General features: G+C 57.3%; 22 protein-coding genes and 1 pseudogene. 3 read left to right on the forward strand and 20 right to left on the reverse strand.

Annotated elements, in window-relative coordinates; all coding sequences use genetic code 11:
• Positions 1-27: 27 nt before the first annotated feature.
• From ACRWA7_RS08770 to ACRWA7_RS08855, 18 genes and pseudogenes are all read right to left on the reverse strand, one after another.
• Positions 28-432: a tail fiber assembly protein gene (locus ACRWA7_RS08770; protein WP_438392315.1), complete on the reverse strand. Its 405-nt coding sequence runs from the start codon at positions 430-432 to the stop codon at positions 28-30.
• Entirely contained in the window at positions 414-2,234 is a 1,821-nt protein-coding gene (locus ACRWA7_RS08775; RefSeq protein ID WP_438392316.1) for a hypothetical protein, read from the reverse strand. Before ACRWA7_RS08775 ends, ACRWA7_RS08770 begins: the two co-directional genes overlap by 19 nt.
• Positions 2,235-2,236: 2 nt before the next feature.
• Positions 2,237-2,779: a phage tail protein I gene (locus ACRWA7_RS08780; protein ID WP_438392317.1), complete on the reverse strand. Its 543-nt coding sequence runs from the start codon at positions 2,777-2,779 to the stop codon at positions 2,237-2,239.
• Complete coding sequence (locus ACRWA7_RS08785) at positions 2,776-3,696, reverse strand: baseplate J/gp47 family protein (RefSeq protein ID WP_438392318.1); 921 nt, start codon at positions 3,694-3,696, stop codon at positions 2,776-2,778. The genes ACRWA7_RS08780 and ACRWA7_RS08785 overlap by 4 nt, the downstream gene beginning before the upstream one ends.
• Positions 3,693-4,055 carry a GPW/gp25 family protein gene (locus ACRWA7_RS08790; RefSeq protein ID WP_438392319.1) on the reverse strand — a complete coding sequence of 121 codons (363 nt, stop codon included), beginning with the start codon at positions 4,053-4,055 and terminating at the stop codon, positions 3,693-3,695. The genes ACRWA7_RS08785 and ACRWA7_RS08790 overlap by 4 nt, the downstream gene beginning before the upstream one ends.
• A complete protein-coding gene (locus ACRWA7_RS08795; protein WP_438392320.1) occupies positions 4,052-4,738 on the reverse strand; it encodes a phage baseplate assembly protein V in 687 nt (228 codons plus the stop codon). The genes ACRWA7_RS08790 and ACRWA7_RS08795 overlap by 4 nt, the downstream gene beginning before the upstream one ends.
• A gap of 78 nt (positions 4,739-4,816) precedes the next feature.
• The gene (locus ACRWA7_RS08800; protein WP_438392321.1) at positions 4,817-5,284 is read right to left on the reverse strand and encodes a phage virion morphogenesis protein; all 468 of its coding nucleotides are present in this window, start codon (positions 5,282-5,284) and stop codon (positions 4,817-4,819) included.
• Positions 5,263-5,706 (reverse strand): phage tail protein, encoded by a 444-nt coding sequence (locus ACRWA7_RS08805; RefSeq protein WP_438392322.1) that lies wholly within the window; start codon positions 5,704-5,706, stop codon positions 5,263-5,265. Before ACRWA7_RS08805 ends, ACRWA7_RS08800 begins: the two co-directional genes overlap by 22 nt.
• Positions 5,699-5,962 (reverse strand): Rz1-like lysis system protein LysC, encoded by a 264-nt coding sequence (gene lysC / locus ACRWA7_RS08810; RefSeq protein ID WP_438392323.1) that lies wholly within the window; start codon positions 5,960-5,962, stop codon positions 5,699-5,701. Before lysC ends, ACRWA7_RS08805 begins: the two co-directional genes overlap by 8 nt.
• Positions 5,886-6,158 (reverse strand): annotated as a pseudogene (locus ACRWA7_RS08815) (Rz-like lysis system protein LysB); the annotation flags it as partial. The pseudogene ACRWA7_RS08815 and the gene lysC, both read right to left, overlap by 77 nt.
• 77 nt (positions 6,159-6,235) lie before the next feature.
• Positions 6,236-7,042, reverse strand: coding sequence for an N-acetylmuramidase domain-containing protein (locus ACRWA7_RS08820; protein WP_438392324.1), 807 nt, complete (start codon positions 7,040-7,042; stop codon positions 6,236-6,238).
• Positions 7,039-7,335 (reverse strand): phage holin family protein, encoded by a 297-nt coding sequence (locus ACRWA7_RS08825; RefSeq protein WP_438392325.1) that lies wholly within the window; start codon positions 7,333-7,335, stop codon positions 7,039-7,041. Before ACRWA7_RS08825 ends, ACRWA7_RS08820 begins: the two co-directional genes overlap by 4 nt.
• Before the next feature lies 1 nt (position 7,336).
• Positions 7,337-7,678: a putative holin gene (locus tag ACRWA7_RS08830; protein WP_438392326.1), complete on the reverse strand. Its 342-nt coding sequence runs from the start codon at positions 7,676-7,678 to the stop codon at positions 7,337-7,339.
• A 26-nt stretch (positions 7,679-7,704) separates the two neighbouring features.
• Positions 7,705-7,911 (reverse strand): tail protein X, encoded by a 207-nt coding sequence (locus tag ACRWA7_RS08835; protein ID WP_438392327.1) that lies wholly within the window; start codon positions 7,909-7,911, stop codon positions 7,705-7,707.
• Positions 7,911-8,387, reverse strand: a complete 477-nt coding sequence (locus ACRWA7_RS08840; protein ID WP_438392328.1) for a head completion/stabilization protein — start codon at positions 8,385-8,387, stop codon at positions 7,911-7,913. Before ACRWA7_RS08840 ends, ACRWA7_RS08835 begins: the two co-directional genes overlap by 1 nt.
• Positions 8,388-8,490: 103 nt before the next feature.
• Positions 8,491-9,168, reverse strand: coding sequence for a phage terminase small subunit (gpM, locus tag ACRWA7_RS08845; protein ID WP_438392329.1), 678 nt, complete (start codon positions 9,166-9,168; stop codon positions 8,491-8,493).
• Between the two features lie 18 nt (positions 9,169-9,186).
• Entirely contained in the window at positions 9,187-10,200 is a 1,014-nt protein-coding gene (locus ACRWA7_RS08850) for a phage major capsid protein, P2 family (RefSeq protein ID WP_438392330.1), read from the reverse strand.
• Positions 10,201-10,257: 57 nt separating this feature from the next.
• On the reverse strand, positions 10,258-11,202 hold the full coding sequence (locus tag ACRWA7_RS08855; RefSeq protein ID WP_438392331.1) for a GPO family capsid scaffolding protein: 945 nt from the start codon (positions 11,200-11,202) through the stop codon (positions 10,258-10,260).
• 268 nt (positions 11,203-11,470) lie between these two features.
• Here ACRWA7_RS08855 and ACRWA7_RS08860 point away from each other — a divergent pair, with 268 nt between their 5' ends.
• Both ACRWA7_RS08860 and ACRWA7_RS08865 read left to right on the forward strand, forming a co-directional pair.
• Positions 11,471-13,234: a terminase ATPase subunit family protein gene (locus ACRWA7_RS08860; protein ID WP_438392332.1), complete on the forward strand. Its 1,764-nt coding sequence runs from the start codon at positions 11,471-11,473 to the stop codon at positions 13,232-13,234.
• Entirely contained in the window at positions 13,234-14,289 is a 1,056-nt protein-coding gene (locus ACRWA7_RS08865) for a phage portal protein (RefSeq protein WP_438392333.1), read from the forward strand. Before ACRWA7_RS08860 ends, ACRWA7_RS08865 begins: the two co-directional genes overlap by 1 nt.
• A gap of 87 nt (positions 14,290-14,376) precedes the next feature.
• Here the strand turns inward: ACRWA7_RS08865 and ACRWA7_RS08870 are convergent, their stop codons facing one another.
• The gene (locus ACRWA7_RS08870) at positions 14,377-15,495 is read right to left on the reverse strand and encodes a hypothetical protein (protein WP_438392334.1); all 1,119 of its coding nucleotides are present in this window, start codon (positions 15,493-15,495) and stop codon (positions 14,377-14,379) included.
• Positions 15,496-15,497: 2 nt separating this feature from the next.
• The gene (locus tag ACRWA7_RS08875; RefSeq protein ID WP_438392335.1) at positions 15,498-16,766 is read right to left on the reverse strand and encodes a hypothetical protein; all 1,269 of its coding nucleotides are present in this window, start codon (positions 16,764-16,766) and stop codon (positions 15,498-15,500) included.
• Positions 16,767-17,427: 661 nt separating this feature from the next.
• Here ACRWA7_RS08875 and ACRWA7_RS08880 point away from each other — a divergent pair.
• Positions 17,428-18,786, forward strand: a complete 1,359-nt coding sequence (locus ACRWA7_RS08880; protein WP_438392336.1) for an AAA family ATPase — start codon at positions 17,428-17,430, stop codon at positions 18,784-18,786.
• Position 18,787 lies beyond the last annotated feature (1 nt).

Raw genomic sequence — 18,787 nt, forward strand, 5'->3', positions numbered from 1 at the left:
TTGCGCTCCTGATAGTGTCTCGAATTACTACGGTAAAAGGGGCCAATCGATGGAGGTCGGGAAGCCCGCCTGAGTCGTGATATCGCGCAGCGCTTGACGGTAGTCTGCGTATTTCGCCTTCACCGTCACGGGAACGTCCTGAGCTTGCGTCCAGTCGGTTTGGGCGAGCAACGCGTCGCGGCGTTCGCGCGCTGCATTGGCCTCGTAGGTCTCGCAATGGCATTCGTGATATCGCGCCTTCATGTGCTCGATATCCGGTGCCGTGATGTCCTTGTTCATCCAGCGAAATAGATAGGCTTCACCGCACTGAACTCCGTTCTTATCCAGCGGGTGAGCCACCAAAAAATCTATGCCGTGGGTCAACCCCAATTCCTGCTCGATAGCGTGAATGAGTTGGTCGTGACAAATCATGGTTACTGGTTCCTTAGCCAAACGATGCGCATATAAATCCGGTTATTCCCGCCGACCGTGCGCAAGCCCTGCAACACCCACGGGCCACCCGCATCCACGGTGACGTCTGCCCCGGTCACAACCCCGCCAAGTTCAGAGATACCGCTACCCCACTGCACTTGCGCGCTCTTCGAGGCGGCCCAGTTGTTGAAATTGCTGGTGGTGAGCAGCGCACCCATGTAGCTGTTATCCGCATAGATCTGGTGATTCGCGCCGTCCCAACTGATCGTCACCTTGACGTTGCTATCGCTACAGACGTAGCCGTATCCGGCGCTATTGCCGTTGCGGATCGGGGCGCGACCGTTGGCGTTGTTATTGGCGTTGTTCGCGAGGTTGACGGCATTGTTGGGATCGAAATTGCCTTCATGAAAGAGGCGATACCGAACGTTACCCATCGAGCGCCCACCGACCGCAAACTGGTTGTCCGTATCCAGCCCGAAATAGGCAGCAAACGATCCCTGTCGATGAAACTGCATCACGGCCGATGCGGACAGATTACCGTCCGTGCCAATCGTCAACGCAACGTTGTCGTTATTTCCAGATGGCGTGATCGACGCGATAGACGGGGGTGCAGCCGAATTTAAATACAGTGCCGCTGTCGACTGGTTGGCGTGATTGCGCAGGTAGTCGCCAGCGGCTTGGTAGCTGCCCGCTGGTTGATAGTTGCCGGCCGGCTGATAGGCGGCCGGATTGAAATTGCCCGTATGCCAAACGCGACTACTGTTAGGGCCGGTGTACAGCTCGGCCCCAGGCATCGAGTAGTTCGCCCCGTCGAAATAAACGTACTTATTGCCGATAGCGTTGAGAAACGCCACGCCTTGATTCGGATCGCCCCGCCATCCGCTGAGGTGCAGCCCGCCGCTATCTATCCAAAGATCCCCACTCATGTGGTCGCCGGTCCTCACGACGCGCGTAGCAGGGTCGAAATTGCCGTTGTCCCACGGGATCAAGCCACCGGCCCAATTCGGTCGCGCGCGCGGCAGCGACAGCACACCCGCCTCGCTCAGTTGCAGATTCCACGCGGTCAATCCCTGATTGATGAAGCCGACAATGCCCGTGGGATCAGCACGCAGAGATTGGGCATAACCGTTCGTTGCGGTCAACCGGACGGCCGCGCTGTTCAGCACGTTCACCTGACCCGCGATATCGCCGCCTGCTCGGTTGAACTTGGTGTCGAGCGTGGATTGCAACCCGTCGATATCAACGATTGCATGATGGTGGCCAACGTTCGATTTCGTCGCGAGCGCGGGCGTGATGGTCGACAGCAGACCTGCCGGGGTAACGGCGCGCTGCGTGTCGGTTCCAGTGACCGTTTCGGCAGCGGTGGCAAGTTCTACAACACCCTGCCGTTCGGTTGTCGCGGGCGGATTGGAGAACGTCGCGTCACCAAAGGAGAGCGCGGCCGCATTGATGCTCGCAAACTGCATGTCGCCCGCGAGCAATAACAGCGCTTCAGGTGACTTCTCCATGATTGGTGCATCCTGGCTGTACACGGCAAAGAGCACACCGTTATCAAAGTACAGCCCAAACCCATACAGTGAATATTGATCGTTCGAATCATCCTTGAGGGTGACGTGAATCGTGTCCGATGCGACGTTCTCGCCCGCGATGGTCGAGATACGCTTGCGTTCATTGGGTAGCACGATCAACGAATCATCAGCCGCATTGAACGGCGCAGTGGATACGCCGATCGTGACGATTTTGCGGGCGGCCGTGCCCGTGTTTCCCGAACCAACCAGTGCGGCCTTACCTGCTTTCGTGACGTAAATGAGTCTTCCGGCCATAACTAGATATCCGAGAATGAAAGGCGACGAAAGAGCGCCGGGCGCACCGCGACGGCCACACCCTGCGTGCTCTGCACGCCGAACCCTTGCGTAAAGGTGTAATGCGCCCGCACGGGCTTGGTGCGATCGATTTCTGCGATGATGTCGGCAATCAATGCGGCACTTGGCGCTTGACCCTCACGGGCGCTCACGGTCAGCACCACGTCAAAGGTGCCGGGCACACCGGGCGGGTCCATCTGAAACCATTCGCGCAGCGCAATGTTTCCGCCGAACGTGGCGACTACCGCGCGCACGGCCGCAGCGGTGCCGTTCTTGCGCGCAATCGAAATCGAGGATTTCACACGAGCGCGCTTGGTCCGCTCGGGCCAATAGTCTTTCCACGCGTCGACACCCATGTGCCACGCGAGCCACGGCAATTGCGCAAGCGGAATCGCGTCTGCATCCATGATTTCCGCGATCGGCGTAGCGATATCGGAAATGCGTGCGTTGACGGCCGCAAGCTTGCGTTCGGTGGCGGTGGAGTTCGGCGGCAACAAGTTACTCACGCTCCACTCCCGTTATAGACACCGCCGTCAATCAATTCAATCGACGTGCAGAACGCCGCTTGCAGTTTGGTGACAGCCACGCCACCCACGGGCGAAGCGAGCAAGACTTTTTGCACACCGGGCGCACGCATGGCCGCAAACAAACCGTCTTGAGTGACTTCCATGCCCATACGATGCATGTCCGCGACATATTGAGTCGTGCGCTTCAATGATTCCTTGAGCACAAGCGAACGGTCGGGACCGGCAAAGAAGATCAATGTGGCGCGCGTGGCGTAACGCAACACTTCAGCGCCGCGCACCGTTACTTTGTCCGTCAACGGGCGCACGTCATCGGCCTGGAGCGCGGCCGTTACTTTGTCGAGCAATTCTTGCGATGCGGTGCCATCACCCTCGCGTGACAGGATCGTGACCACGACTTCACACGGCGCGGGGCTAGTGGCCGATGCGTCCAGCACACGCCCGTCAGCATTGAGCGCATGTGAGCGATACGCGCCTTCTGGACCGGCCACCGAATAGCTTTGTGGGGCGAGTTGCACGCGCTTGCGCAAATCCGTATCGAGTTCATATACGCCCTCGATGTTGTTCGCCGGATCAGGTTCGACGATCGTCAAGCGTTCGATATCGAAATAGGCCGCCAAATGTTCAAGGGTCTTACCGGTCGCATAAGCCAGCATCACCGCGCGCGCAGCATCGTTCACGCGTTGGCGCAGGACAATTTCACGATAGGCGTTTTCCTGCAAGCTGATGTTCATCGGCTCGGATTCGAGTTCGAGCGCGGCGGCAACATCGCTTTGCTGATCAGCCGGATACAGCGACACAAGACGGGCTTTACGCTCGACAAGCAAAGTCTCGTATTCGATCGTTTCGACCACATCGGGCGAGGGCAGCAGGGAAAGATCAATCGGGGTCGCGCTCATGCCACACCGCCGTTCGTCAATTGGACTCGCGTGGCAACTAGCTCGCCCGATTCGGTGGTCGTGCCTTCAATGTCAAGCACCTGCACGCCCTCGCCCGCTTCGTCGACGTCCGTTGATAGCTGAACGCGCGAGAGCGTCAAACGTGGTTCCCACCGCATCAACGCGGTAGCCGCAGCAGCATAAAGACGCACGCGCGTCTCTCCGTTATTCGGTGCGTCCACCAGATCGGGCAGATCAGAACCGAAGGTGCGACGTGCAATGCGCGAATCAATCGGTGTCGTCAGGATTTTTTCAACCGACTGATAGAGGTGGTCGATACCGGTTGTGGCGCGGCCGGTTCTGGCGTTCATTCCTTTCATACCGGTGGACTCACGAGTTGACCATCACCCTGCTCTCGATGCTGGTGGCCCACAGCGCTCTTGCCTCCGGCGATCACGTCTTCGCTCACCGCGACGGTGCCCGCAATGACGGCGGCCGGACCGGCCTTCGAACCGCTCTTGCCGCTCATACCCGATTCGAAAACGAACGGGCCTTTCACGAGCAAACCGCCCGTGCACGTGGTCTGATCAGCATCAAGCAAGACGTTTTCAGCCTGCACAACGGCCTCTTTCGTCTTCACCGTGACGCTGCCCGGTGCGACGACTAAGACTGTCGCGCCGTCCGGCAATGTGACGGCCAATGCGTGCGAGTCATGGTCATACGCCACCACTGCGCCATCGGGATAGACGCGCACGTGCGCGCTCGCACTGGCGCTCGGCGCGGGAGCCGCATCCGAATAGATGCCACGCAGCGCGACGCCCTGCGCCGGGTCGCCCATTGGACACAAGAGCATCACTTGCTCGCCATCGGTCGGAGGCTCCCATGAACGCGTTGCCCCGGCCATGAGGTTGAACCATGGAATCCAGTTGGTTTCGAGCGTGTCCTCGCCGCTGTCGGTGTCACCGACCGACACACGACACAGCGCGTTCGCATGGTCAACCGCGAGGATTGAACCTTTGCGAACGGCGTTGCGTGATTGGCGTTGAATTTCGTTAGCGTCCATATCGGCATGTTGCCGATCGCGCGCGGGCGAGTCACCTGAACGCACCGTGCGTGCGTCCCGGTACAAAAACGCTATGGTTTACTGTGTGATGTGCTTCAAAAGAATGTCGCGGATCATCTCGCGATCGGCATTAGTGAACCCTAGCAGGACGCGCGCCGGATATTTGTAGGTCGCGCCGCGCGGTGCTACCCGATCGGTCTCGCCAAACTGGTGCACTCGTGCCACGCGCGCGACGCGCCCCACGAAACCGATGACCACGCCCTGCGGGGTCGCTTCAGTCAGGATATAGCGTGCCGTGCGCAGCTTCATGAACATGGCTGTGCGCTTGATACGCCCCTTCTTGTCGCGCAGCGGGGAAGCACTCACCGGGCGCGCCTTGCGCGCCTCATAGGCCGAGTTATCCGGGTTCTTCTGAGCGGCAATGCGGGTGCGCTGGCTGCGCCGCAATTCCCGCGCAACATCCAACATCGCCTTACGGCGCGCGGGCGCGGCAAGCTTCATCAGAAGCCCACCAGCCCACTTCTCTAGCGCGTCGAGTTCGGCCATGGGCGAGCGGTCCAATCGATTTCAAGCGAGTCGTCAATGTGCTTGATCGTGCGCTCACCGGCCGCATTCGTTTTAACGACAACGCTTTCAGTCAATTGCATTTTGATGGAAAGATCGCAAGTCGCGTTGTTCAGGATATCGGCTTCAAACGTGATGCCGCTTGCCCGTTGATCCGCGTTCGTCACGAGGTCCGGCTGATTCGTTCGTGCCCATTCGATCAACGCAATCATGACCACATCCGCATCACCCGCGAAATCGAGCACGAGGATATGCAATTGATATCGATATTCGAATGATGCCGACACCGTGCCGGTGGCCGCAATCGATCCGTTGTCAATAAAGACTGTGAGTTTTTCCGGTTCGCTCGCAAGCGCCGGATAGGCGGCGACGATCGCCACGCGCACGCTGTCGGGCTTATTCATCTGAGGTCTTAGCCTGGCAGTCGACAATCATGTCTACCTGCGCGGCGCACACGGCCCACGCAGCGCGCGCCACATCGAGCGCATCGCGCAGATCGCCATTAGTGCGCAGTGACACCGCTGGCATCGTGCACGGTGTCACCCGTTGGCATTCCTGCAAGGTAATCGCTGGTGCCGGTGAGAGCGGGGCTTGACTGCATGCGCACAACATCGTCAGGCAAAGGAGCATCGGCCCACGCGCGATAGGCTTCGTTTTCATCGTGCAGCTTCCTGTTCTCGCTTTGAATGTCAGCCAAGCGCGTGGCAATGCCGGATCGGTCCTGATCCAGCTTTTGCTGTTGACGCGCCTTGTCTTTCGCATCCTGTCTGAGCCGTGCAATCACGGCGTCACGATCGATCACGCCTTGCTTGGCATCGCTTGCTTCCTGCTGCGCGGTGGTGCGCTCGGCGCGCATCGTGCGTATGTAGAACACGAGTACGACAGCAAACCCGAACACGACGACCGCCGCAATGACCTTGCTTACGATCGCCCTCAAGCGGCCTCCTTGAGCAGTGCCGCGTACTTGGTGTACGCCTGCGCGAGCTTCACGTCGTACAGGTTGACTGCGTAATTCTTGCCGTTGTAGCCCTTGGCGAACTGTGCCCACTTGCGCCCTTTGAGCGCCGACAGCAGATTCGAGTCCGCAGACACAAACCGCACGAACGCGTCGAGCTGGTCCGTCTCGCTCGTTTCCATGCGAGACACGAATTCGTCGATACCGCTGTAGCCGAGATTCTTCCAGTGATAGCCCATGATCTGGAATAGACCCCAACTCGCGGATTCGCGTGCTGCGGCCCCATCAATGAGTTCGGCTGACGCGAGCCGCGTATATTCGCCCGCCCCGCCCGAATACCCGCCACGGGTCTCGGACAGCACATTGGGATAGCGCGGGGCAAGTGGTGCCGGGTTGACGCCGTGCATGCCGAGTTGCGTCCAGAAAACATGCCGTTCAAACAGGATCACCGGCCGCCCATCGGGCAGATAGCCATTGCCACGAGATTCAACCTCGTTCACCGCACGCACGGCCGCGACCGGCACGCCCAAGGTTTGCGCCGCCGCAATCAGATCCGCACCGCTCAGGTGTTTCGGTGCTTTGCGGCCGGTGGCAAGCGCACCCAGCGTTTTCGGTCCTGCAACGCCATCGTCAACAAGACCCATGGTGCGCTGAAACCGTCCGACGACCGCGGCTGTCGCATCGTCATACAGATGCGTGATCGGGACACCATAGCCTGCGCTCGACAAGCGCCGCTGCAACAGGCCGATATCGTCGCCGTAGTCACCCAAGCGATGCGTTTTCATTCGTCACTCCGTAACAGGCGCGCGATATTGCCCCGCGCGCCGAACACAAATATGGCAATCAATACCGCCTTACCCGCTTCAAACAATCCGGTCGAATTCGCGTGCAGGATCAATTCGATCGACGAACCACCGATCACGGCGAGCAATGCCCACGCGATCCACGAGACATGGTGACGGTGCCGCGCGCCGAGCTTGCGATAGGTCAGCACGCGCAGGATGGTCGCGATGTACGCGATCAGCGCGATCAGTGGAAACGGCGAGACAGGTACAAGATGCACGAAAGGCGTCAGCACGTCAGCCTCCTTTCCTGAAGATCGCGAAGAGGTCAACGGTTTTGACACGCTCAATGAGTTGCAACGTCACGGCAATCACGAGCGCGGCCGCGAAGAATCCCGCTACGCCCGTCGATCTGATCGGCGTGGCGTTGACGATTTCGGGCGCGGCCAGATAGCCCATAACCAGTGAAATGAGCAAGTAGGCGATCCGCTTGAGCGCGGTCACATCTTTGGATGTGACGACAACCAGCGCCGCGCCGGTAAATGCGCCCATGAGCGCGTTGCCGTCGATACCCGGCGCAAGGCTCGCAAGGCCGATCGCGGCCGATAGTGCGAGAGTGGTGGTGCTCGGCTCTGCCATGGTTGCTCCGGGTTCAGTCAATCACGTCAATCAAACAATTGCAGCATCGGCGCAGTGGTATCCACCTCCGCCAGATCGGGCAGATACACGCTCAAGCCATGGGGTAGCACCACGCCGTAATCGGCAAGCCCACCATTGGCCTCAAGCACCGCCTCGACCGTGCCATTGGTGCGCCCGTAATGACGCCAGCACAGCAAATCGACGGTATCGCCCTGTTGCGCGATCACTATCATCAGATCAACTCAACCGTCGATCGCGGGATACCGCGCAAATCATTGAGCGCCCACCGCACATTGCGACGGGCTTCACAGATCGTCATTTCGAGGTCTTCGGCCTTCTCGCCACCCGTTTTTGTCGTATCCCAATCGCGATACCGTTCGCTCAGGTCCGCATGGGTCAGATTGAAGACGGCGCGCCGGTAGCGCGCAACCTGCACGCTTTCCCCGCCAATGGTCGGGGCGGGTACGTCCTGAAGCTTCGCAATGCCGCTCGCGACATGCGCCGCACGCCAGCTAAACAACTCCGCATTGACGCTTACGATCGCGTCAATCGCGGCTTCGCGCAAACGCGCATGAGTCACGGTGCCATCAAGCCGGGTCGATTCGCGCAGCACACCAAGATCGATGTCGGGAAACCAGCCGTCATTGACGATGATGGCCGCATCCGGGGTCGGCGTCGTTGGCGTGGCCGTCGCAATAAAACTGCCCATGGATCGTGACTCGAAATAGATGGCGGTGGACCGGCGTCGGATTCGCGTAGCCGTCAGGAGTTGCGAATCATCAGCCGGTGCCGCCAAGGCCAGGGGGGGCGCGTTACGTGCGACCGGCATCGGAGCCGGCCGCACTCCTCAACTCGGCTTCGAGTCGAGTGATATCCTTTTTGACGCCGACGCGATCGTGCAGATCGACCGCTCGGCGCAACATTTCCAGCGCGGCGCTCGGGTCCGATTTTTCCAATGCGTAACCAAGCGCCTTGTGCAATTTCGCGTTGACCTGATCGTGCATGTCATACGTTCCCGTCAGCGTCACCACTTCCTGCAAATAAGCGAGCGGGAATACCTCACCCGCTCCGAAGGCACGCAAAGCGGCCTCCGCGAATTCTTCCGCCACTGCGGCCGGTAACGAGCGCTCGTATTGTTCCGGCAGCGTCATTTGGTGCGACAGCGCATAGCGTGCAATGTCCAGTGCCCCGGCATAGTCGCCCGTGTCGATGCGCCAAATCATGAGCGTGGTCAACACGTCGTCCTGCGCGCCTCGCCCGCCGTCCAGTGCGCCCGCCACATAGTCGGCATACTCGGGCAGCACTTCTCGCTTCACGTCGATTTTCCGGGCAACGGACTGAATCGCCTTCAACCGGCGTCGATCCGTGGCGAGCTTGGCAAGCATCAACTCGTAACGGTTCGCACCAGCGAGGGACCGGCCCGGTGCGACCGAGGCCGCCTCCTTGGCCGCGCTCACGCGTTCGAAATGTCTTTGGGCGAGGCTTCGCATGATTACTGTGACCGCTCGTTACGCCGGAACCGACGCGATGTTTTCCACCATGCAGCCCGAACCGAAGTCCTCGACCACATATGCATCGTTGCTCGATTCGAAGTTTTCGATACGGTCGCGCTTGGCGTTGTCGATTACCGTACGACGGCGGCCGCCCTCTTGCCAATAGACCGACAAGTGATCCAGTCGCTGAATCATGAGCGCGTTTGCCGGGAAATACGGCACGCTCACGGCCTTCAGGCCACCGACACGCTTCTGACTTACGAGCACATCGGCCGCAAGCTTTTGCGTGGCCGTGTCCGACCCATTGATGATCGGGAAATACTTGTCATGCAGCAGGCCGCGACCCAACATCACGACAATGGCCGGGTCTTCGCGATACCACGGGTCAATCATGTTGCTGATCGCGTCGTACACGAGCGCGTCGATATTCTCGTAATCACCGCCCTTGCCCACCGTCACCTTTCCGGCCGTCTTCTCTCCCTCGTGCAGCACACGGGCCGCCGCTTGCTCGCGATACTTCTGCAACCAACCCTTATTGACGTCTTGCAACAGTGGATTTTTGGTGCGGTCAGAGTCCGCCGCACGTTCAACGCCGTTAAAGCCGATGCAAATACGGTCAAGCGCTTGCCGTTGCACGATGCCGTCACGCACACGGGTCTGAAAGTCGTCGAACTTCGCCCATGCATCCAGACGTGCATAGGTGAGGTGCGTATCGAAATTGGTCTGCGTGCACAAATACCCGTTCGGGTCCAGGTCGCTCGGGTCCTTGGTGATGCGATCGTTCTTGCTCGTGTCGGTCGTGCTCGCGATCGGTGCGCCCACGCCAAGCCCTAACTTCTGGCCTGTCTGTTCGGTCACGCCGATGACGTTGATGCTCTTCAGGAACTCGCTCGATTCGGTGATCCGGGACTCAAGCGTTTGTTGCACGGACGGGTCAACCGCGAATTTCACGGCCGCGCTCGGCACGCCGTTCAATTCCGCAATCGCGCTCATGAAACCGTTGAACTTCTCGCGTGTGGTGTTACGCATGGGATTGCGTCTCCAATGACGTTAAAAATGTGCTGCTGGCGTGGTCGTACGCAGCGGTTAGCAGTCAGTCTTGGTCTCGGCTCTCGTGCCGGTCGCCGGGGGGCGCTGGTTCCATGCGCTCGTGGTCGATAGCTGCTCGTGAAGCGTCTTGAATGCCTGATCGGACGCGTTTAGCCGCTTGGTCAACTCGGTGACAACAACATCGTTCGCCGCGACCTGCTGCGCGTACGCCTCAAGCTGTGCGTTCACAGTCGCGCCGTGCGTTGCGAGCGCTTCAACGGCTTGCGTCACGTCAGCGAAGCGCGAATCGTCGGCTGCGCCCTTAGTTTTGACGAAGCCCAGCAGTTCTTTCACCTTCGTGAATACCGATACGCCCGGTTTTGGTTGCACGTCCTCGAACTCGATCTCGGTTTCCTCCGCGACAGAAAAGAGGCACGACGGCGAAAGCTTGCGACCTGCGAACACGGCCGGGTTCTGCGAAGCGAAGGTGAGCATTTCGGTGCCGAGGCTCGCGGGGCTATCGGTGACGGCGAGACCGACCAAATAGGCTTCCTTGGTGTCCGCGAATGACGGATCAATCTCGATCGACGAATAGATTTTCTGACGCGCCTTGGTGAGATTCACCAAATCATTGGTCGGGCTGATCTGCGCATAGAGTGCGAGCTTGCCTTTAAGCGGGCCGTCCTCGATTTCCTTCGCTTGCAGCGCCAGCACGTCACCGTACGCGCCGAACGGGCTTGCCGGTGCCGGTGCATAGCCGCGAATGTGTTCCATGTTCACGCGTGCACCGTACGTCGTGGTGTTGTAGCTCGCGGCCATTTGCTGAATCCATTCGCGCAGGATCGTGCGGCCGTCCGTGGTCGCGCCCTCGACCGCTACGCGAAAAAACTTGCTTTGCGTTGCAAGGTCTTGCGTGCTGGGCGTACCGGAAGCCGCAGTGGCCAGAGCTACCGATCCGATGCCGAACGCGGACATGGCGTGCGCGCTGAGGGTGGCAAGCACGTCACTGTGATTCAAAATTGAACTGACGACAATGCCCGCTGCATGGGCTTGGACGGGAACCGCGAAGGCGGCTGCCACGGCGCTTATGATTGATATTGCCACCCAAAAATTTCGCTTCATCGATTCCTCTCGCTGGTTACTGCATGTGAGATTGTGTAAGTGAATGTTGCGCTCGCGACGCGTCATCGACAATCGGCCGTCATAGTTATTCGTCGGAGTACAAATCAATTCACTGCGCGCGCGCGCGTGTGACCGTTACGCTTTCGGCATGCTAGAAAATGCCGAATCCCTTTCCCCCGACATCGAGCCGCGACGCGCGGCCCGCGACCTCTATTGGAAGGGTTGGCGCGTGTCGTCGATCGCTCGCCATATCAGCGAGCCGCGCTCGACCATCGAATCGTGGAAGCAGCGCGACGGGTGGGACAAAGCGACGATTGCCGAGAAAGTCGAGGCATCGCTCGAAACGCGCCTGATCGTGCTGATCGCCAAGGAAGTCAAAGACCCGGTTGACTTCAAAGAGATTGACCTACTTGGCCGCGAGCTTGAGCGCATGGCGCGTGTGCGCAAATACAGCGACACCGGCAAAGAGTCGGACCTAAATCCGGCAATCAAGGCGCGAAATGAAGGGCCGAAGAAAAAAGCGGTGCGCAACCAGATCACCGAGGAGCAGCAAGCAAAGCTACACAACGCGTTTCTCGAATCACAGTTCGACTATCAAAAGGTCTGGTATCAAAACGGCCACAATCGCACGCGCAACTTGCTCAAGTCGCGGCAGATCGGCGCGACCTACTATTTTTCGCATGAAGCGCTCGACGACGCGCTCGAAACCGGCCGCAATCAGATTTTCTTGTCTGCAAGCAAGGCGCAGGTGCACGTGTTCCGGCAGTACATCTGCGCGTTCGCGCGTGAAGTCGCCCAAGTGGAGTTAACCGGCGACACCATTCTCTTGCCCAATGGTGCCGAACTGATTTTTCTGAGCACCAACGCGAAGACCGCGCAGAGCTATCACGGCAACTTCTATTTCGACGAGTATTTTTGGGTTCACGGCTTCAAGACGTTGAATAAAGTCGCCTCCGGCATGGCGATGCATAAGCATTGGCGTAAGACGTATTTTTCTACGCCTTCGAGCATCACCCACGAGGCTTATACGTTCTGGACGGGCGACCACTTCAACCGTGGCCGCGCGAAGGCCGATCACATTCACCTGGACGTGACGCACGGCGCGCTCGCCAATGGCCGTGTTTGCGAGGACCGGCAATGGCGGCAGATTGTGACCGTCGAGGATGCTGTATCCGGTGGCTGCAATCTGTTCGATATGAACGAGTTGCGCCTTGAATACAGCGCCGACGAATACGCCAACCTCTTGATGTGTCAGTTCATCGACGACAGCGCGTCGATTTTCCCGCTCGCGGACCTGCAACGCTGCATGGTCGACTCGTGGGAAGAGTGGACGGACGTCGATCACCTTGGCATGCGCCCGCTCGGTTACCGCCCGGTTTGGGTCGGGTATGACCCGGCACACACGGGTGATTCGGCGGGCTGTGTCGTGATCGCTCCGCCCGCCGTGCCCGGTGGCAAGTTCCGCGTGCTCGAAAAACACCAGTGGCGCGGCATGGATTTCGAGGGACAAGCCGAGAGCATCAGGAAAATCACGCAGCGCTTTAACGTCACGTACATGGCTGTCGACACAACCGGCATCGGTCAGGGTGTCTATCAGCTTGTGCGCCAGTTTTATCCGGCCGCCGTGGCGCTGAATTACTCGCCCGAGGTCAAAGGTCGCTTGGTGCTCAAGGGCTTGTCGGTCATCGGCAAGGCGCGGCTCGAGTTCGATGCCGGTTGGACCGATTTCGCTCAGTCATTCATGGCGATTCGCAAGACCCTGACCGCGAGCGGCCGACAGGTCACCTACCAAGCGAGCCGCAGCGAGGAAACGGGGCATGCAGACCTTGCATGGGCCTGTCTGCACGCGCTCGGCAATGAACCGCTCGAAGGCGCGACCATGAACAACACCAGTTTTATGGAGATTATCTAATGAGAAAACATCGCGGTAAGAGCATGGCCGCCGTTCATCCATCCGCGTCGGCCACTCTGGCGCCACAGCACACCGAGGCGTTCACCTTCGGCGATCCGTCGCCGGTGCTATCGCGTGCCGACATTCTCGAATACGTCGAGTTGTGGTCGAACGGCCAGTATTACGAACCGCCAGTGAGCTTCACGGGCTTAGCCAAGTCACTGCGCGCCGGTACGCACCACGCGTCCGCCCTCTTCTTCAAACGCAACGTACTCGCCTCCACGTTCATTCCGCACCCGAAGTTCTCGCGCGAGTCATTTAGGCGAATGGCATTGGATTTTCTGACGTTCGGTAACGGCTATGTGGAGCGCCAGGAAAATCGACTCGGGCAAGTCATGAAATACGAGTCCGCCCCGGCGAAGTATCTGCGCCGCAAGCCCGACATGGTTTCGTACGTGATGACGGACGGCCTTCGTTTAAAGCACGAATTCGAAGCCGGGTCGGTCTTCCATCTGATCGAGCCGGATATTAATCAGGAAGTGTACGGCCTGCCTGAATACTTGGGGGCACTTCATGCAGCATGGCTCAATGAGTCTTCGACGCTCTTTCGCCGCCGTTACTATGAGAATGGCAGTCACGCGGGTTTTATCCTGTACATGACAGATCCGGCGCAACAACAGCAAGACGTAGACTCGATTCGCGACGCACTCAAGAACTCAAAGGGACCGGGAAATTTCCGTAACCTCTTCGTCTATTCGCCGCAAGGCAAAAAAGACGGCATCCAGCTCATTCCTGTGTCGGAAGTCGCCGCGAAGGACGAATTTTTTAACATCAAGAACGTCACGCGCGACGATTTGCTCGCCGCGCACCGTGTGCCGCCGCAACTGCTCGGCATCGTGCCCAGCAACACGGGTGGATTCGGCGCGGCCGACACCGCCGCTCGGGTCTTCGCACGCAACGAGATCGAACCGCTGCAGACGCAATTCCTCGCTTTCAACGATTGGGCCGGCGAAGAGATCATTCGCTTTGATCCGTACGTGATTCCTGCGGTGGAAGCTTTACAGCCCACGGCCTGAAGGTGGCCAGACAGAGAACAGGCGCGGAAGCTCAGAGAGCCTCCGCTCGTCGCACACCGCTCGGTTACACCTACGTCGTGGTGTACCTCAGAAAAGGGTCCGCGACCCCTCCAAGCCTTCCGCGTTCACGACAATATTCGACTGAATCGCCTTATGCCACGCAGAAGCGAACGACTGCCGATCAACGCCAGAGAAATCCATCAGCACTCCAAGGAAGGACTTCTCCTCCAAAGAAAGTTCGTCAAAGGACAATGGGGTTACTCGGAAGCCCTCCGATTCGAGCGAACGAGCTACTTTAAAAAGGCCGTCGTTCTTCATATGCGTTAAGACATAGTCAGCAATGATCTCCGCAGGAATCTTATCGAAGCCATCTCGTACGGCATTTATCATCGCTTGAGACACCGCGCGTCCGTTAGGTACGTATTGTTCCACAAGCGCAGCCGCAACACGCACCGTCTCGAAGCCCTGCGTTTCGTCATCGTGGCCATACCGAATGACGTTGAGAATCGCGTGGTGCCGCTCCTCCGCGGACTTGAGCGAGACTTTAGCCAACGAGGCATCGATAGCAATTGCAGCCACTGAAGCTGAGATATAGGCAAGGCGAAGACTGATGTCCGCAGCAGGGCTGTTAGGATGGCATGCAATGAGGTAGCGAGAAAATACCGCGAAGTGCTCAAGCGCTCGGTTGACAGTTCCCGCGCCGAAATCATCCAGCAGCGCAGCCTTCAAGTCGTGGTAAGCGAGCTGAAGTTCCTTGTTCCGCCGACTTTTATCAATTGCCTTGATCGACTTATCGAGCTCTTCCTCACTTAGCCGGTCCGCGAAGAGCACCTTCTCGCTTTCGGCCATTCGGCGCAAATCTGCACCGTCTAGGACCGATACGCCGAGCCGCTTTGAAATCTCCTTCAACATGGGGCGGTTATCAGTCGTAGCAACGTATGCGCCGTCAACAGCGAGTAGCTCTGATAGACCCTTGGTCCATAGCATTCGCTCTATAGCCTTAGGCTTTAACTTTGACTTTGCGTCTACAATCTGCCGCCTACGCGATGATCCAGTGGGGCGCTCGTACAACCATATATCCACATCTGTAAGGTCATCGCCTTCGAGTTGCAGGGGGACGCCGCGCACGGCGTACATGCCTGCTCGTAGAAAATACGCTCGGAGAAGTTCTTCCAATTGGAATCCTTTATCGCCGGTTTTCGCCATTGTCAGATGCCTCTCTTGCCGCGCAGCGCGCTAAGGATGTCGTGCGTGTGCTTCTTGCTCGGTGCCGATTGCTTTTTGCGCGTTTGCTCGCGAGCGAACTCTGGACCGAGGTAACCTGTCATCGGAGCCGAAGGCGGAACATTTATGGACTCCGCGTTGGCGTCACCTCGCTTTAAGACCTGCAGCGCAAGTTGCCCGACCTCTTGCTTTAGAAGCCGCATGCTGAACATCCCATTGTTTGCCGGGATCAATTTCACGACACGACTCTGTTCCAGTACGCGATAGTCAGCGCCTATGGCCGTCGCCGGCCCGATGGTTCGCCCGCTGATAAGTGCGTTCAGGATCCAATCTACACTGAGGATGCGTCCCTGCGTTGTTGGTCGAAGTTGCAGCCCATAGGACAACGCCGACACTAGTGCTTTTGCCATATCAAATGTGTCGTCGACCATCGGATTCACGAACTTGTGAAATGCGCCAGGCATTGTGACAAACGCATGGTCACCCTTCTCGTTCGAAACGGTATTGACTTCGAGAACGCCAGCGGCTTTCAGTTTGTCAAATAAAACTGCTCCCAGCTTATGCTCGCATTTTTCAGCGTACAGGCATCCGACGGCGTTTAGTTGCGAAGTGACTTCCGCTAGACGTTGCTGCTCCGCCGACGAGAGAGACGACAGGACCTTGGCGGCTTTTTCAACCGAGTCGCGCTTAAATAGATTTCCGTTGAACAGGAGAATGTTCGATGGATCGTCGCCTTCTTGATCGACAAAGCCGATCTCCGAAGAACGACGAAGGAACTCACCGACATCAGACCTCGCCATCTTAAAAGCGTCGCCGATGTATTCTTTTGCATCAGAGAGTGCAATCGGCGCAACTGACGCGAGCTCCCCGAGCGCGATGGAGGCAATTTCGTGACTTGCCGGCTCTGCGTCATCGAAGATGTCAGAAGCGTGCCCGAGTACGTTACGAGTATTCACGCCGAGTACTTGGACTTCGCCTTTTGCTCTGTCGATCAGGCGCCTCCTCTCAAGAAGATCCAAAAAGTGCGGAAGTTCGGTTCTTGGATTGAGGTTGGCCGCCTTAGCGATGGCGGTAACCTCCTCGTTCTTCAAGTTTGCTTCCTTCGTCTCTCCGAGGCGCATTAGCAGCTCTGTGGCTTTCCCTGCCTCGTCGAGCGCCGAGTATTCCGCAGGGGCAGCAGTATCCCTCGATATTTTTCGCGAATGATGAACAATCCAAGCGCCTTTGTCGGACTTGCTGATCTCGAACGCCATATATGACCCCTCATGTTGGCTTTCGCGCCACGGTGATCACCCGGGCGCAGAGCGTGCCGAGCTGGCACGCCCGCATTCTTTCATACTTTTGTCGGACATTTGGGCCACAACTAGCGCGTGAGGCGTGCCGAGGAGTTATGGGCGCAGATTGCATCACATAGCCCTCCATGGCGCGTCAATTTGCATCATTTTCTATTTGTATTTATCGGCCGGAGCGCCTTACATGGTGCGGTCCCTAACGCTCGCACCGGTGCGTCAAAAATAGGGAGACAAGGAGCAGGCAGGCGGGGAGGGGGGACCGCCGCTGGACGCTTTGGAACGACAAGTACAAAGACATCCAGGGCGAAGGGGTTTTGAACGACTGACCGCCCAGCCCGTCCATTCCGACTCGCCGGCAGCAGCCTCAGCGTGTCCCGATTGCCTAGTGCGATTTCTGAGGGCCTATCAACCGGCCACAGTTCCGAGAGACGGCAACCTCTCGCGATTAGTGGCGGCTTTGAGGGAAGTTAGTCATCCAACTGCGAAGTTGACTATAGACACCTTAAGTATCAAGTATCCTCTCACGAATCCGATAACTAAGGATGGGGTGATAGCGCTGCGCAGAAGGTGACCACAGCGCCCATCTCGTGCACAGACCATACAACATTGACGGCAATATATAATGCTCGAAAAATTAGGCCTAAAGAATTTTAAAGCGTTCGAGAATGAAAGTTTGGATATTCGACCTATAACGATATTTTTAGGGCCGAATAACTCTGGAAAATCATCCGTATTATCTGCAGCAAAAATACTTTCTCAAACGGTAACGAGTTATGATGTCAATGTTCCGCTATTATTGAATGGTGCATTAGGTGATTTTGGCACCTATAAAGATGTGGTTTTTACTAATAACAGAACGCGTCACATTGAAATTTCTTTCACGATTCGGCCTAAAGACGAATTCTTCGCCCGTGCTCCGAAGCAATGGGTTGTCGATGATCTACTTCATATCAAACTTAAATACAAATTCCGGCCAACAATACGCGAAATAATTATTAACGAATTCGAGGTTTATAAGGGTCCCCATCATGCCCTAAGTTGTAAATACCAAAGCGTCAGCGAACGATATCTCGTTGAGAAAATTGGTGGAATCAATGTTCCTCCCTCGATAAAATCTGATTTATCTGCAGACCTGCGCCTCTTCCATTTTTTACCTAGAAGTGTCTATCTACCCAAACATCGGATCGATCCGGAATCTGCGCTAGCTAATTTTCTAACTGAGGACCACACGGAAATCCTGCGTTCAGTAGGGAGGCTTTGTGACCCCGCTTTCAGATTTTTCAATTCCCTAGAATACATTGGAGCTATGCGGCAACCACCGTCCCGGACATATCTTTTTTCGGGTGAACGAAACATTAAGGTTGGTGCATCCGGACAGCACGCGGCGAGTATCATTGCCATGGATTCACTGCGAAAAGGCAAGAAAGGGAAAAATATAAAGAGCAAGATCGTCGATTGGTTAAAAAAATCTGGAATGGCATCCGACATAAAACTGGAAAATTTATCCGATAGACATTACGAGCTTCATATTCAGAACAATCATTCAAAAGAGTTTCAAAACTTCGCGGATGTGGGATATGGGATCAGTCAGGTCATTCCCGTTCTCGTCGCCGGATATAACCTTACACGTGGTCAGACTCTCATGGTTGAAGAGCCTGAGATACACCTACATCCGAGCGCTCAAGCAGAACTCGGTGACTTCTTCTTAGACCTATATAACGACGGTGTGAAGTCAATCGTTGAGAGTCACAGCGAATATCTGGTTGTGCGATTGCAACAACATGTCGCTGCCGGATTGATCAGCAAAAACGATGTCGCTTTCTACTACGTCCATGCCGGGCAAGGCGGTAAACGAGTCACTCGGCTTACCCTTGATCGAAAAGGCGTTTTCGAGCAGCCGTGGCCACAAGGTTTTTTCCCCCAGCGTTTAGAAGAAGCTAAAAAATTAGCTCAGCTCCGCGCGAGCGTCAAGGAGGAGTGAC

Source organism: Caballeronia sp. DA-9, assembly GCF_051615025.1.
Lineage (GTDB): Bacteria > Pseudomonadota > Gammaproteobacteria > Burkholderiales > Burkholderiaceae > Caballeronia > Caballeronia sordidicola.

Coding starts and splice junctions, on each gene's coding strand:
- ACRWA7_RS08840 (WP_438392328.1), bottom strand. CDS start 8,387: ATGGGCAGTTTTATTGCGACGGCCACGCCAACGACGCCGACCCCGGAT.
- lysC (WP_438392323.1), bottom strand. CDS start 5,962: ATGAAAACGAAGCCTATCGCGCGTGGGCCGATGCTCCTTTGCCTGACG.
- ACRWA7_RS08790 (WP_438392319.1), bottom strand. CDS start 4,055: ATGAAAGGAATGAACGCCAGAACCGGCCGCGCCACAACCGGTATCGAC.
- ACRWA7_RS08800 (WP_438392321.1), bottom strand. CDS start 5,284: ATGGCCGAACTCGACGCGCTAGAGAAGTGGGCTGGTGGGCTTCTGATG.
- ACRWA7_RS08785 (WP_438392318.1), bottom strand. CDS start 3,696: ATGAGCGCGACCCCGATTGATCTTTCCCTGCTGCCCTCGCCCGATGTG.
- ACRWA7_RS08830 (WP_438392326.1), bottom strand. CDS start 7,678: ATGGCAGAGCCGAGCACCACCACTCTCGCACTATCGGCCGCGATCGGC.
- ACRWA7_RS08850 (WP_438392330.1), bottom strand. CDS start 10,200: ATGCGTAACACCACACGCGAGAAGTTCAACGGTTTCATGAGCGCGATT.
- ACRWA7_RS08820 (WP_438392324.1), bottom strand. CDS start 7,042: ATGAAAACGCATCGCTTGGGTGACTACGGCGACGATATCGGCCTGTTG.
- ACRWA7_RS08795 (WP_438392320.1), bottom strand. CDS start 4,738: ATGGACGCTAACGAAATTCAACGCCAATCACGCAACGCCGTTCGCAAA.
- ACRWA7_RS08870 (WP_438392334.1), bottom strand. CDS start 15,495: ATGGCGAAAACCGGCGATAAAGGATTCCAATTGGAAGAACTTCTCCGA.
- gpM (WP_438392329.1), bottom strand. CDS start 9,168: ATGCGAAGCCTCGCCCAAAGACATTTCGAACGCGTGAGCGCGGCCAAG.
- ACRWA7_RS08775 (WP_438392316.1), bottom strand. CDS start 2,234: ATGGCCGGAAGACTCATTTACGTCACGAAAGCAGGTAAGGCCGCACTG.
- ACRWA7_RS08860 (WP_438392332.1), top strand. CDS start 11,471: ATGCTAGAAAATGCCGAATCCCTTTCCCCCGACATCGAGCCGCGACGC.
- ACRWA7_RS08865 (WP_438392333.1), top strand. CDS start 13,234: ATGAGAAAACATCGCGGTAAGAGCATGGCCGCCGTTCATCCATCCGCG.
- ACRWA7_RS08880 (WP_438392336.1), top strand. CDS start 17,428: ATGCTCGAAAAATTAGGCCTAAAGAATTTTAAAGCGTTCGAGAATGAA.
- ACRWA7_RS08875 (WP_438392335.1), bottom strand. CDS start 16,766: ATGGCGTTCGAGATCAGCAAGTCCGACAAAGGCGCTTGGATTGTTCAT.
- ACRWA7_RS08805 (WP_438392322.1), bottom strand. CDS start 5,706: ATGAATAAGCCCGACAGCGTGCGCGTGGCGATCGTCGCCGCCTATCCG.
- ACRWA7_RS08835 (WP_438392327.1), bottom strand. CDS start 7,911: ATGATAGTGATCGCGCAACAGGGCGATACCGTCGATTTGCTGTGCTGG.